Genomic DNA, 14,198 nt, shown 5'->3' on the forward strand with positions numbered 1-14,198 from the left:
ATCGGTAACGAGCCTCGCCATGAAACCGCTGCTCGCGCTCTGCTGCCTCGTGACCGCCCTCTCCGCCGCCGATGACTGGAAGCCCCTGTGGCCCGGCGGTGAGGCACCTGGTGCCAAGCGGCCACCTGCGGGCACGGAAAACGTCACCGATGGGTGGCGCTACGGCGACATCGAGGTGCCGCAGTATTCCGTCCATCTCGCTCCTGCCGACAAGCGCACCGGCCAAGCGGTCGTGATTTTTCCCGGTGGCGGCTACGGCGTGCTCGCGATGAACCACGAGGGCCACGACTATGCGAAGTGGCTCAATGAGCGCGGCATCACCGGCGTGGTCGTGAAGTACCGCGTCACCGGCAAGGCCGAGCTCGGCTACCAATTTCCCGTGCCTTTCCTCGATGCGCGCCGCGCGATCCGCACCGTGCGGGCGAATGCCAAGGAGTGGGGCGTGGATCCCGCGAAGGTGGGCGTGATGGGCTCGTCCGCCGGTGGCCATCTCGCCAGCCTCTGCACCACCCGCTTCGCCGATACCTTCCCGGAAGAGGGCAAGGACGAGATCGACAAACAAAGCGCACGTCCGGATTTCTCGATCCTGATCTACCCGGTCATCAGCATGGGTCCGCTCGCCCACACCGGGTCGCGGACGAATCTGTTAGGCAAGGATCCGTCGCCCGAGATGATCGAGAAGTGCTCGACCGAAAAGCAGGTCAGCAAGGAGACACCGCCGGTATTCCTGCTGACCACGGCGGATGACATGGTCGATTGCCGGAACAGTTTCGAGTTCGCCGCCGCCTGCAAGGCGAACGGCGTGCCGGTCAGCCTGCATTGCTTTGAAAAAGGCGGCCACGGGTATGGCATGAACGGCAAGGGCGATCTCGCGGTATGGCCGACGCTGCTGGACGCGTGGCTGAAGCGCTGACTGCTTGTCTGCAAACAGGCGATTTTGAGGTTGGAATCTCGGGCCGGACGCCACCACCTTCCGCGGCGTGGACCCTGCCGCCACCGCCCTAGCCCCGCTCGACGGCCTGACGCCGGCCGAGGTGGCGGCGTCGCTCGCGCATTTGCCGGGGCTGGTGTTCTTTGACACCGCGGGAAACCTGCCGGCGAGCTACGGCGCGCCGGTGTCGATCATCGCGGCCCGGCCGCGGGAGGTGATCGAGGGCTCGATCCACGCCGCCGCGGACCGCGCGAAATTGCGGGCGACGCTGGCAAAAGGGGCCGCCTCGCCAGCACCGGACCGCGGCTTCCCGCTCGGCGGCCTGTGCGGTTGGGTCGGCTACGACGGCGAATTCGTCTTCGGCGATTTCCCCGAAATGCTGGTCCATGACCACCGCAGCGGGCGCTGGCACGAGACCGGCCGGCTTTCCGCGGAACGGCGGCCGGCACCGATGCCACGCCAGGAGATCGGGCCGTTCCGGGCAATGATGGAGCGGGAGACCTTCCTTGGAGCCGTGCGGCGCATCCACGAGTGGATCGCGGCGGGCGACATTTATCAGGTGAACCTGACCCAAGCCTTCGCGGCGCAGGTTCGCGGTGAGCATCTCTTCGGGCTCTACGAGACGCTGCGCGAGTGCTCCCCTGCCCCGCTGGCGTCCTACCTTTCACTCGGTGGAAAAGAGATCCTCTCCTCCTCACCGGAGACTTTCCTGCGGCTCTCCGGCCAAGGCATCGAGACCCGCCCCATCAAGGGCACCCGCCCCCGCTTCGCCGATCCGGACGAGGACCGGCGGTCCGCCTACGAACTCCAGACCAGCCCGAAGGAGATCGCCGAGCTGGTGATGATCACCGACTTGCTGCGCAATGACCTCGGCCAAGTCAGCGAATTCGGCAGCGTGCAGGTCGCCGAGATGCTGCAGCTCGAAACGCTCGGGCAAGTCCACCATCTCGTCTCGACGGTGACCGGCACACTGCGCGCCGAAATCGATCACCCGGCGGCGCTGGCGGCCTGCTTCCCCGGTGGCAGCATCACCGGCGCGCCGAAAAAGCGCGCGATGGAGATCATCGCGGAGCTGGAGGAAGTCCCGCGCGGCGTCTACTGCGGGGCGCTCGGCTACTTCGGCTACCACGGCGAAAGTCAGTTCAACATTGCGATCCGCACGCTGGTTCGTGAGGGCGAAACGCTGAGCTATCACGTCGGTGCCGGCATCGTGGCCGACTCGGATCCGGAGAAGGAATACGACGAAACCCTCCACAAGGCCGCCGGGATCCGGCTGGCGGTGGAGCGGTTCACGCTTTGTTGAGTCGAACTGGCCTACGCTCTGGCGAAGGACCTCCGCGACCGGCAATCACAAGGACTCCCCACGCAATCATTTCCGCCACGGTGGCCGTCAAGATCCAAGGCGTGAGATCTCTGATCGTTCCGCCGGGCCCGTCTGCGATCACCAGAACAAGCACCACGGGAGAAATCCCATAGACGACAAGGTTTCCCGTCCTCCGGACCAGCTGGTGCTTCGTCCCAACTGCAGCCAAAAGGCCGACGACCATCGGGATCGAAAGGATCGCCATTCCTATCCGCAGCTCGGAAAGTTCGCTGCCCATTAGCAGCTGACCTCCTCTCCAGAATGAGGTGGCCACGTAGAGGAACAAAGACATCGCCGAGCTGAAGATGACGCCCGCCGCGCAGATGGAACACCGTAACCAGCCGTAACCCTTCGGAGGATCGAAAAACGCCACAACGATCGAAACCACCAGGAAACCGAATGTCCCGATCATCGCCCCGCACAGTACGACGGCGATGATATTCAGGTCGAGGACGAGGGCCATGGGAGTGAAAGTGTCTCGGAGCAGGATCACTACACCCCTTCCACCACCGGGCTTTCAGGCTCCTCCGCCGGCGATGGAACTCTCTCAATCTGCGGGTTTTCCCGACCTCTTGTCCCCGGTTTAGGGAGTTGCACGAATGTGAATTGTGAACAGGGTGTCACATTTCGATCCGTAAGGAGGCCCCAAACCCAATGCGACCCACCCTGTTTTTCTGCGCCCTCGTGTCCCTATGCTCCGGCCTGGCGGCAGCCAACCCGGTGATCACCGAGTTCATGGCGAGCAACAAGGCGACCGCGGTGGATGAGGACGGCGACTTTTCCGACTGGATCGAGATCCACAATCCGACCACCGCGCCGGTGTCGCTGGACGGTTGGTATCTGACCGACACCGCGACGGATCTCAAAAAGTGGAAATTCCCGAATGTGACCCTCGCACCGGGCGAGTTCCGCCTCGTGTGGGCATCGGGGAAGAACCGCAGGTTTCCGAACCAGCCGCTGCACGCGAATTTCTCGCTGTCGGCCGATGGCGAGTATCTCGCCCTGGTGCAGCCGGACGGCACCACGGTGGCACAGGATTTCGGCGCGCAATACCCCGCGCAAAAGGGCGATGAATCCTACGGCGGACGCTTCCTGCGCACCGTCTATATCGCGCCGGGAGCCAATACCCGCTACCGGGTGCCGGCGAGTGCGAGCGATCCGGGCGCGACCTGGACGCAGACGGCATTTGCCGATGGCACATGGTCGGTCGGGCCGAGCGGCCTGGGCCACGGGCTGACCGTGCCCGGCATCACGGTGCGGCAGGTGTGCAAAAATGGTTCCATCGGCGGCATGGGAGATGCGGATACCCTGCTCGCGCAGCCCACGGGTAGTTCCCTCATTCTCAGCGAAACCACGGTCACGGAGCCGATAGTCAACTATCTGGGTGAAGGGTCCGACGGTCGCTTCGAGCTGAACACCTCTCCTCCGCTGGGCGCGAGTGACAACTACGCGATCAAGCTGACCGGCTGGGTCGATATTCCATCGGCCGGCTACTACACCTTTGGCACGAACTCGGACGACGGTGTCCGCGTGAAGATCGACAACACGACCGTCATCAACGACGACACGTTTCACGGGCCGATCGACAACTACGGATCGCGCAACCTGACCGCCGGCTTGCACACCTTCGAAGTGGTGATGTTCCAGGGCACCGGCGGCGACTCGCTCGAGTTCTTCGCCGCGCCGGGACAGTACACAACGTGGAATGCGAATGTCTTCCGTCTGGTGGGAGACACCGCCAATGGCGGGCTGGCCGCGAGCACCCTGCCAGCGGGCAGTGGCAGCGTCTTCGCCACGAACACGCAGACCCTGCTGGATGGCAAACCCGGAGCCTTCTTCCGCACGGCCTTTTCGGCCAGCGGCCCGGGTACCTACACCGCGATGTCCCTGGTCACGCGCCACAACGACGGCTTCGCCGCATGGCTCAACGGCACCAAGGTGGCCAGCGACAACGTCCCGGGAAACCCGGCATGGAACTCGAATGCCAGCGGCGCCCGCTCGAATGCCGACAGCCTGCGGCGCATGGCCTTCAATGTGACGGCCCAGCTCCCGCTGATCGCCAGCGGCAACAATGTGCTCGCCGTCCACGGGATGAAGAACACGGCCAACGATCCCAGCTTCCTGATCCTGCCTGAGCTGATCGCCGGCACCTACATTCCCACGGCAGCGCCTGCCTTCTACGGCAATGACCGCGCCACTCCGGGATGGATCAACGGCCAGCCCAGTTCGCTCGGCAAGGTGGAAGACACCCAGTTCAGCGTGAAGCGTGGTTTCTTCACCGCACCCGTCACCGTCGCGATCACCTCGCCCACGCCAGGAGTCACGATCAACTACACCCTCGACGGCTCCACGCCTTCCGCCACCGCGGGCACCACCTACACCGGCCCGCTGACGATTTCCTCCACGTCAGTGCTGCGTGCCATCGCCACCAAGCCCGGCTGGGAGTCCACCGACGTCGATACGCAAACGTATCTCTTCCTCAATGACGTGATCACCCAGTCCTCCACTGGCACGCCGCCGCCCGGTTGGCCGTCGGCCAGCGGTACCTCGCAGGTGCTCGACTACGGAATGGACCCGGATATCGTGAATCACTCGAACCCGGACATCGGCGGGCAGGCATCGGTGAAGGCTGCGATCGCCTCGTTGCCAGCAGTTTCGATCACCACCGACTTGCCGAATCTGTTCAACATGAACGGATCACAAGGCATCTATTCAAATCCTAACAACCGCGGCTTCGCGTGGGAGCGGCCTGCTTCGCTGGAGTGGATCAATCCACCCAATGGCACCAATCCGAACGGTACCAGCGAATTCCAGGTCAATGCCGGCCTGCGGCTGCGCGGCGGCTACTCGCGCAGCACGGACAATCCGAAGCACTCCTTCCGCGCGTTCTTCCGCGGCGAGTATGGTGACTCGAAGCTGACCTATCCGCTCTTCGGCCGCTACGGAGCGCAGGAGTTCGACCAGATCGACTTCCGCACCGCGCAGAACTACTCATGGTCCTTCGGCGGGGATGACGCCAATACCTTCCTCCGCGAGGAATCGACCCGCCAGGCCCAGCTCGACATGGGCCAGCCGGGCTCGCATGTTCGCTACTTCCACCTCTTCCTCAATGGCCAGTATTGGGGGCTCTACAATCTCGACGAACGCACCGAGGCCGACTTCGCGGAAAGCTACTTCGGCGGCCACAGCGCGGACTACGACGTGGTCAAGGCCGAGCAAACCGCGGACTACACGGTCGGTGCCACCGACGGGACGCTTGTCGCATGGCAGGATCTCTGGAACAAGGCCAAGACCCATCGCGCCAATCCGACCAACGCGAACTACTTCCGCCTGATGGGACGCGGAGCCAATGGCGTGACTCCAACGGCCGATCCCGTTTTGTTAGATCCGGACAATCTCATCGACTACCTGCTGCTGACCTTCTGGACGGGCAACCTCGACGGCTGCACCTCGGCCTTCCTCGGCAATGATCGCGCCAACAACTGGTTCGGCAGTCGTCGCCGCGATGGCAATCCGGGCCAAGGCTTCCGGTTCTTCGCGCACGACTTCGAGCACACGTTCTTCAACGTGGACGAGGACCGCACCGGTCCCTTCACCGCACCGAACGAGTCGAACTTTTCCTACTCGAATCCGATGTTCCTCCATCAGGACCTGATCGGAAACGCCGAGTATCGGATGCGCTGGGCGGATCGCGTTCACAAGCAGCTCTTCAATAACGGCCCCTTCACGCCAAACGCCTGGCAAAACCGGATCAACAAGCTCGCGGGCGTGGTCGATGACGCCATCATCGCCGAGAGCGCCCGCTGGGGCGATGCCAAGGTGTCGACGCCCAAGACCCGCCAAACCTGGATCAACGCGCAGAACTCGCTGCTCAATTACCTGCCGCAGCGCACGTCGGTCATCCTCAATCAGCTCCGCGCTGACGGACTCTATCCCACGCTCGATGCGCCGGTGGTCACCCCCTTCGGCGGCTACCAGAACAGCGGCGTGCAGGCGGTAATCAATGGTCCGGCATCCTCGACCTGGTACTACATGCCGGACGGCTCCGACCCGCGCGCGGTGGGCGGCGCGGTGAAAAGCGGTGCCCTCACCTACACCTCCGCCACGACCAGCGAGGATCTCATTCCGATGTCGGCATCCGGCTGGAAGTATCTGTCCGATGGCAGCAATCAGGGCACCACGTGGCGCGCGGCGGCATTCAGTGACGCCTCCTGGTCCACCGGCACCGCCGAGCTCGGGTACGGCGATGGCGATGAAACCACGATCATCCCGATCACCGAAGTCTCGCCGGGCCAGAAAACGGCGACCTCCTATTTCCGTCGTGCCTTCTCGGTCACCAATCCCGGCCAGATCACGAACCTCAATGTCACGGTCGAGTATGACGATGCCTACGCCGTTTACCTGAATGGCACCCGCATCGCCGGCAACCTGCCGGTGGACCCTGCCTACAACTACTACGCGGGTAATAACATCGAGGACACCCTGGCCACGACCCAGGTGAATCCCGCGCTGCTGCTCGCCGGCAACAACGTCATCGCCGTGGAGATCCACCAAAGCGCTCCCACGAGCTCCGACATCAGCATGAATCTCTCGCTGACCGCCACCCGGTCATCGACGCCGACGCCGCTGTTCCTGACGGGAACCGGCGAGCGCAAGCTGCGTGCCCGTGCCTTGAGCGGTGCCACCTGGAGCGCGATGACGGAGGCCACCTTCCTGCTGGATACCGATCCGGCGTCGCCGTCGAACCTCGCGATCTCCGAGATCCACTACCACCCGGCCGATCCCTCGCCCTCCGAGATCACCGCGGGCTTCGAAGACGGGAGTGACTTCGAGTTTGTGGAGTTGCTCAACACCAGCAACCGGTATGTCGATCTCGATGGGGTATATTTCTATGGTGCGGTGAGCTTCAATTTCACCGGAGCCGCCACCGGCCGCACGCTCGCACCCGGCGCGCGGGTGCTGGTGGTGGGGAACCTTGATGCCTTCCAGCACCGCTACGGCAACAATCTGCCGGTAGCCGGCCACTACTCGGGCAAGCTCGATAACGCCGGTGAAAACCTGATCCTCTACACGCCCGGCGACAGCGTGATCCGCAGCGTGAACTACGATGATGCCTCCCCGTGGCCTACCGCCGCCGATGGCACGGGAGTCTCGCTCGTTCGCCGTCATCCCACCGAACCGGCGGGAGACAACGACCCGGAAGGCTGGGCCGTCAGCGGTGCGATCGGCGGCTCGCCGGGCACTGCCGATGTCTTCGCACCGGGGACCTTCGACGCGTGGACCACGGCCACCTTCACGCCGGCGCAGCTCGCCGCATCCGCGACGTCCGGCCCCTCCGCCGATCCCGACGGCGACGGCCGCAGCAATGTCGAGGAGTATGCCTTCGCCACGCAGCCATTGGTACCCGACCAGCCGGACGTGATCTTCACGTGGAGCACGGTGGCCGCGGCCAAGCATGCGGCCGTGCGCATTCGCCGCCCTACAACAGCCACGGATGTCCTCTACGAACTCCTCGCCAACGACAGCCTCCAAGGCGAATGGACGGTGATCGGAAGCACCGCCGCGGAAACGACGCCGCTCGGTTCCGGCATCGAGCACGCGGTCTTCCGCGACGCCACACCGGCCACCGGGGCAAAGCGCTTCCTGCGCGTGCGCGCGACGTGGAAGCCGTGACATCTATTCGGCAGGAGGTTCCTTCCCATCAAACCGCGGACAGATCCCGGACCGCTACGCGGTCACGATCCTGATATCGGCGACTCACTGGCGAACTACGGCAAGTTCCGTACTTCCCAGGATCCGCCATTCGCCTTCTTCGAGGTCATCGGGCAAGGCAAGCCCGCCGATCGACACTCGCTTGAGTTCCAGCACGTGATTGCCAGCCGCGGCGAACATACGGCGCACTTGATGATAGCGGCCTTCCTCAAGCGTGATCCGGGCTTCCTTCTCGCCGAGCACCTCCAGCGTCGCGGGCAAGAGCGGCTTGTCCTCGCCGCGCAGGACGAGTTCGCCATTGGAGAAGAGCGCTTCCTCGTGTCCTTCCAGGGGACGATCGAGCGTGACCTGATAGGTCTTCGGCACGTGATGCTTCGGGCTGATCAGGCGATGAAGGAGCTGGCCATCGTCCGTCATCAGCAGCAGGCCGGTGGTGTCCTTGTCGAGGCGGCCGACGGGACTGAGCACCGGGTTCCGCAGGGCGTAGCGCGGAGGCAACAGGTCGTAGATGGTGTCTCCGGGATCGTCCGTGCTGCAGGTGTAGCCGGCGGGCTTGTGAAACATGAGCGTGAGCGGAGCAGGCGGATCAAGCGGCTCGCCCTTGAACAAGATCTCGGCATGGGGAGGGAAATCCTTGGTGCCGAGCACGCGGCCCTGGATGTCAGTCACCACGCCCTTGCGCAGGAAGCCTTCGACATAGCTGCGTGAGCCGTAGCCAAGGTTTGCGAGTAGTTTCACCAGTTTCATCTGCGGAAGTCGTTCGAGGTTCCCATCCGCTTCTCGGCGAACAGCAGCTTGTAGGTCGAGTTCTCGACCGGCTTGCGCCAGACTAGGCCAAGCGCTTCGAGTTCGGGTTCGTAGGGAAGTTGACGGTTCGCAACGAGTAGCAATCGTCCGCCGGTGCGGAGCGCCGCAGCGGCAACGCGGAGGAAGGCTCTTCCCAAGTGAATGTCAGTCGCTTGCCCGGTGTGAAACGGCGGGTTGCTCACGATGACCTCGTACTTCCCCGGCACACCGGCGACGACGTCGTGCCAGTGATACTCGAAGTTGCCCTCGCCGAGATTCTTCCGCGCGCATGCCAATGCCCGTGCATCGGCCTCGAACAAGTGGATCGCCTTCACCGCCGGATTGGTCTCGGCCACCGCCTTGGAAAGATAGCCCCAGCCCGCGCCAAGATCAGCCACCGCGCCGCGCAGATTCTTCGGCAGATTTTCAACCAGCAAGGCCGAGCCGGGATCGACATGATCCGCACTGAAGACGCCGGCTTCGACGAGGAAGCCACCCACCTCGCGCGGTACACCGAGCGCGCGCCACTCGGCGAGCAACGCCTCATCCCAGGTGCCATCCTTCACCGCGTGGAAGGCGCGGCACTTGTGCTTCGAGAGAGAAGCGATCTTGCCCGCCGCCTTCTCCAATTCCTTCTCGAAGCGCTGCGCACCGCCAAGGTTGGCCATCGCCACCACCAGCGTGCCACCATCTTCTAACAAATCATGCGCCTTCGCGAAGGCCGCGAGTGTCTCGTCCTTCGACTTTCCCGGCAGCAGCAGTACCAGCGGCCAGGTGCCGGACGGTTCGTCGACTCGCGCGAAGCCCGCCTTCTCCCACGCCTCCGCCAGCGGTTTCAGCGGCTGCCAGCCAGTAACCTGCGGCCATGCCTTCAAGTCCGGATGCGGCTCCGCCCCGAGGAACAAGGCCCGTGACGGCGCTGCGATCTCCCCTTGCGAAAAGGGCAGCAGCAGGGTTTCCAAGGCGGGGCTCACGCCGCGGACGATGCACACCGGAGGCCTCGCCTGCGAAGCGTGAAATCACGGCTCGCCAATATCCTCGTTCCACACCGTCGGATTCGCCTCGATAAAGCGGCGCATCAGGTCCACGCACTTCGGACTCTGCACCACCTCGATCTGGACGCCGCGGCTCTTCAGCAGCTCTTCCTCGCCCATGAAGGTCTGGTTCTCGCCGATGACCACCTTCGGGATGCCATAGAGCAGGATCGCTCCGGTGCACATCGGGCAGGGCGAGAGCGTGGTGTAGAGCGTGCACTCGCGATAGATATGGGCAGGCAGGCGGCCGGCATTCTGGAGGGCATCCATCTCGCCGTGGAGGATGGGATTGCCCTGCTGCATGCGGCGATTGTGGCCTCGCCCGAGGATGATGCCTTGGCGCACGATGACGCTGCCGATGGGGATGCCACCTTCGGAAAGACCCGTAGCAGCTTCCGAGATGGCGGCTTGTAGGAAGGGATCCATGGCGTTAGTCTCCATTGTTGAAACCGTCCGATATCTCCGGCACGGCGTCTGCTAAAATCAGCCCACGTTAGCGAATCTCATGCCTAAAGTAAGACTTTCTGGAACCGTTCTCGGCACCGATGACCCGGGCCGTGCGGTCCGCGCCCGCCTCCTCTACCTGCTCTTCGGGGCCGGTTGGGACATCTACAATTCGAACGGCGACCAGCGCATCACGCTCTCCAACATCGAGCGCAAGATCATCGAGGCGGAGTCCTTCGTCTTCACGCCCGGGGCGACGCTGGAAGACATGTTCAAGGCGATCTCGATCTTCGTCGGCTACCAGACGCTCGACCGCAATCTGGCCGGCAAGCCAACGGTGATCCTCAACACCGACTTTTCCTGGGACCCCTTCTTCTCGGTGCTCACCCACCTGAACAAGATGGGCACCATCAAGCAGAACTACCGCGACTTCCTGCTCGCCGCGGAGAGCCCGGAGGGTGTTTTGGAAACGCTCGAACTGGGCCGTGAGAAGGGCGTTCCGGATGCCGGCCGCGAAAAGATCGGCGAGTGCAAGGGCACGTCCTTCGAAAATCCGGTGCCGTCCGACTATGCGGGCAATGTCTGCGTCTTCTGCTCGGCCACTTTGGAAGATCCGGCCTATCTCGCCGACGGCGAGGAACTCGGCCGCCTGCTGGCGGTGAATCGCCTCGGCTGCGTTTCCGGTGCCGGTCGCTCCGGCATCATGGGTGCCGTGGTGGAGGGCTCGGTGGGCGCCGGCGGCTGGACCGCGGGCTCGAACGTCCCGCACATCATCGAGCTCGAAGGGCTGCCCGACGGCCTCTCCAGCTTCTGGCTGCGGCCCGATATTTACACCCGCATGGAGGTGATGATCGAAAACTCGGACGCCTTCGTAATTTTCCCCGGTGGGGCTGGCACCGTGCAGGAGCTGCTCGCGCTGATGATCTTCAAGCAGCAGAAAAATCCGCTCATGACGGGCAAGCCGGTGGTGCTTTTCAACCGCGCCAACCCGGCCGGAGTACGCTTCTGGGACCCGCTCATCGACCTTTTGAGCGGCATGTGCCCGGCCGGCGACTTCGTGGTGGCGAACGAGTTGGGCGAGATCCTGCCTGCCATTCAGCGCGGTCTGCCAAAGCGCGAAGCGGCCCCGGTCTAACGGCCGGGCTGCCAGCAATTGTGGAATGCATGATTGCCGTCCCCGGCTGGAGATGGCATTTTCGCAACGGATGAAGCGCATTTCCTGCAGCGCCGGGAGCACCCGGGCACGCACGGCCGCACGGCTGGGCGCGCTCCTGCTTGCGCCCTTCCTGCTCACCCAATGCGCCACGAATTACTCACTGGTCGCCAACCGGCCGGAGGAAGCCGTGCGCAATGAGACCTTCGGCTATCGCAAGTGGATGCGGCCGGATGCCACGCCGGAGACCGTGGTGGTCGCCCTCCACGGCTTCGACGGAGCCTCCATCGACTACGAGAATCTCGGCAAGCGCCTGCTCAAGGAGCAGCCGAAGATCGCCGTGTATGCCTATGAGATCCGCGGCCAGGGAAAGGATCCGCTCAAGGCGCGCCGCGGCGACATCGATGACCCGAACCTCTGGTTCAGCGATCTCGGGAAATTCTCCGCCATGGTCCGCGCCAAGCACCCGCACGCCCGCATCGTGTGGTTCGGGGAGAGCATGGGCGGGCTCATCATTTCCCACGCCTATCAGCAAGCCGTCGCCGCGGGCCAGGCGCCACCGTGCGACGCCCTGGTCCTGTCCTCGCCGGTCGTGAAATTCCGCGAGGATTTCCCGAAGTGGAAAAAGGACCTCGTCCGCGGGGCCGCGGAAGTCGCCCCGACGGCCCGGGTCTCGCTGGAGACGATCGCTGGAGGCCAGGAGGTCCAGATGACCCATGACACCCTGCACTCCGAGCAGGCCGAAACGAACTCCTGGCACATCGACAAGCACACGCTGCGGCTGCTGGTGACACTCAGCGACCTGATCGACAGCATGCCGGACTGCGCCCGCACCTTCGCGGTGCCGACACTGGTGCTCCACGGCGGCAAGGACTTCTTCAGCAGCGACAAGGACGTCGCGGACTTCTACGGAACCATCCCCAAGGAGGCCAACCGCACCCTAAAGAACTATCCGGACAGCTATCACCTGCTGATGTACGACGACAAGAGGGACCAGGTCATCGGTGACGTGGAAAAGTGGCTGGTGAAGCTCCCGGACATCGAAAAATGAGCCTGTGGGCCTCGCCCGGCTTCGCGATTGCCAAGCCGCGGTGGCTGTTCCAAGGTTCCGTCCGATGACGAAGCCCGTCTGCTGCCTCCTGATTGCCCTCGGACTCGCCGCCTGCGCGAAGAAGGACGTCGTCGTCGATCAGCCGCCTCCCACGGAAGGCACGGCCAAGCCCGTCAACAAACCCCGGCCCGATCCCGGCGAGACCCCGGCGGTGCCACCCAACAAGCTGGTGAACTCGCAAAGCGGCATGATGGTGCCGCCTCTCGAGAACACACTGCCGACCAGAAACGACATGACGGCCACCGCGCCGGTCGGCCCGGGTGGTGGCGGCGTCATCGCCACACCGCCGACCGCGGACAAGCGGGGCGAGTGACGGGACGGCGGCCGTGCGGCTCATGCCGCTGAATCGGTTTGTCACGGTCGCGGGGTTGTCGATGGTCGGCAGCTCCATGAGCACCCTTCCCGCGCCCCATAGCGACCGAGAGGTCCGCCGGCTCCGCGATCTCTCGCTGCAGCAGGTGCGCTCTGGCGTGGCCGCCTGGCTCGGCTGGCTGTTCGACGGGCTGGACATGCACCTCTACACGCTGGTCGCCACGGCCTTCGTGGCGGTGCTGCTTTCGACCGGCGAGTCGGATCCGGAGGTGGGCAAGAAGGCGTCCATCATTCAGGCCGCGTTTCTCATCGGCTGGGCGCTCGGTGGTGGTTTCTTCGGGCGCGTGGCAGACCTGCTAGGCCGGAGCCGGGCACTGGTGCTGACCATTCTGACCTATGCCTGCTTTACCGGCCTCTCGTTCTTTTCGACGGAGTGGTGGCATCTGATGGTGTTCCGTTTCCTCGCCGCGCTCGGCATCGGCGGCGAATGGGCGGTGGGTGCATCGCTACTCTCGGAAACGTGGCCGAAGTCGTGGCGGCCGTGGATCGCCGCCACGCTGCAGAGCGCGGTGAACTGCGGCATCCTGCTCGCGTGCGTGGCGGGAGCGCTGCTCGCGGGTCACCCGCCGCACTGGATCTTCCTCGTCGGCATCGTGCCCGCCTTCATCACGCTGTGGATTCGCAAGTCGGTGCCGGAGACCGAGGAGTGGAGCGAGGCGCGCAAGGACCAGCCCGCGCCGAAGATCCGCGAACTCTTCGGGCCGAAAGTGCGCAGCATCACGTGGAAGGTGATGCTGATCTGCGCGGTCTCGCTCACCGCACACTGGACCTTCATGTTCTGGCAACAGAGCTACATCCGGAGCTTGCCCGAGGTCGGTGCACTGAAAGCGGATAAGGACCACGCGACTGTGATGGCGCTGCTGTGGATCATGGTCGGCTCCATCATCGGGAACTTCGTCGCGGGCTTTCTCGCGAATGTGATGGGCTACGGGAAGGCGATCGCGCTGATGCTCGGCGGCTACTTCCTCGTGATGTGGTTCACGTTCTCACGCGGCCATGACCTGCACACGGTCTATTTCCTCTTCGCGATCACGGGGCTGATGCAGGGCTGCTTCGGCCTCTTCACGATGTGCCTGCCTCCGCTGTTCCCCGTGCTGCTGCGAAGCACCGGCGCGGGTTTCTGCTACAATATCGGCCGCATCCTTTCTGCAGCGGGCGTGGTGTTCTTCGGGATCTCCAAACACAAGGTGCAAGGCGACTTCGCCGGTGTGCTGCTGATGGCCTCGTGGCTGTTCATTCCCGCGGCCTTGTTCGCGCTCTTGCTGCCGGCGGAGGAGGATCAGTGAAGTGGC

General features: G+C 64.1%; 11 protein-coding genes. 7 read left to right on the forward strand and 4 right to left on the reverse strand.

Going from position 1 to position 14,198, the window contains the following annotated elements; translation table 11 throughout:
* The first annotated feature begins 19 nt into the window (after nucleotides 1-19).
* Both WKV53_RS23945 and pabB read left to right on the forward strand, forming a co-directional pair.
* Entirely contained in the window at nucleotides 20-913 is an 894-nt protein-coding gene (locus WKV53_RS23945; protein ID WP_341407355.1) for an alpha/beta hydrolase, read from the forward strand.
* A 67-nt stretch (nucleotides 914-980) separates the two neighbouring features.
* A complete protein-coding gene (gene pabB / locus WKV53_RS23950) occupies nucleotides 981-2,234 on the forward strand; it encodes an aminodeoxychorismate synthase component I (protein WP_341407356.1) in 1,254 nt (417 codons plus the stop codon).
* On the opposite strand, the gene WKV53_RS23955 is transcribed toward pabB, so the two are convergent.
* Nucleotides 2,221-2,757, reverse strand: a complete 537-nt coding sequence (locus tag WKV53_RS23955; RefSeq protein ID WP_341407357.1) for a hypothetical protein — start codon at nucleotides 2,755-2,757, stop codon at nucleotides 2,221-2,223. The genes pabB and WKV53_RS23955 overlap by 14 nt on opposite strands.
* A gap of 221 nt (nucleotides 2,758-2,978) precedes the next feature.
* Between WKV53_RS23955 and WKV53_RS23960 the strand changes: the two genes are divergently transcribed.
* Nucleotides 2,979-7,967: a lamin tail domain-containing protein gene (locus tag WKV53_RS23960; protein ID WP_341407358.1), complete on the forward strand. Its 4,989-nt coding sequence runs from the start codon at nucleotides 2,979-2,981 to the stop codon at nucleotides 7,965-7,967.
* Nucleotides 7,968-8,051: 84 nt separating this feature from the next.
* Here the strand turns inward: WKV53_RS23960 and WKV53_RS23965 are convergent, their stop codons facing one another.
* From WKV53_RS23965 to WKV53_RS23975, 3 genes are read right to left on the reverse strand one after another with little or no spacing between them, the layout of a single operon-like run.
* Nucleotides 8,052-8,753: a pseudouridine synthase gene (locus WKV53_RS23965; protein ID WP_341407359.1), complete on the reverse strand. Its 702-nt coding sequence runs from the start codon at nucleotides 8,751-8,753 to the stop codon at nucleotides 8,052-8,054.
* Complete coding sequence (locus tag WKV53_RS23970) at nucleotides 8,750-9,766, reverse strand: class I SAM-dependent methyltransferase (protein WP_341407360.1); 1,017 nt, start codon at nucleotides 9,764-9,766, stop codon at nucleotides 8,750-8,752. Before WKV53_RS23970 ends, WKV53_RS23965 begins: the two co-directional genes overlap by 4 nt.
* A gap of 45 nt (nucleotides 9,767-9,811) precedes the next feature.
* On the reverse strand, nucleotides 9,812-10,252 hold the full coding sequence (locus WKV53_RS23975) for a nucleoside deaminase (protein WP_341407361.1): 441 nt from the start codon (nucleotides 10,250-10,252) through the stop codon (nucleotides 9,812-9,814).
* Nucleotides 10,253-10,331: 79 nt separating this feature from the next.
* Here WKV53_RS23975 and WKV53_RS23980 point away from each other — a divergent pair, with 79 nt between their 5' ends.
* The 4 genes from WKV53_RS23980 (at nucleotide 10,332) to WKV53_RS23995 (ending at nucleotide 14,192) form a co-directional block, all read left to right on the forward strand.
* Entirely contained in the window at nucleotides 10,332-11,405 is a 1,074-nt protein-coding gene (locus WKV53_RS23980) for an LOG family protein (RefSeq protein WP_341407362.1), read from the forward strand.
* A gap of 70 nt (nucleotides 11,406-11,475) precedes the next feature.
* The gene (locus WKV53_RS23985) at nucleotides 11,476-12,474 is read left to right on the forward strand and encodes an alpha/beta fold hydrolase (protein WP_341407363.1); all 999 of its coding nucleotides are present in this window, start codon (nucleotides 11,476-11,478) and stop codon (nucleotides 12,472-12,474) included.
* A 64-nt stretch (nucleotides 12,475-12,538) separates the two neighbouring features.
* A complete protein-coding gene (locus WKV53_RS23990; RefSeq protein ID WP_341407364.1) occupies nucleotides 12,539-12,847 on the forward strand; it encodes a hypothetical protein in 309 nt (102 codons plus the stop codon).
* Between the two features lie 76 nt (nucleotides 12,848-12,923).
* Nucleotides 12,924-14,192: an MFS transporter gene (locus WKV53_RS23995; RefSeq protein WP_341407365.1), complete on the forward strand. Its 1,269-nt coding sequence runs from the start codon at nucleotides 12,924-12,926 to the stop codon at nucleotides 14,190-14,192.
* Nucleotides 14,193-14,198: the final 6 nt, after the last annotated feature.

Source organism: Luteolibacter sp. Y139 (assembly GCF_038066715.1).
Taxonomy (GTDB): Bacteria; Verrucomicrobiota; Verrucomicrobiia; order Verrucomicrobiales; family Akkermansiaceae; genus Haloferula; species Haloferula soli.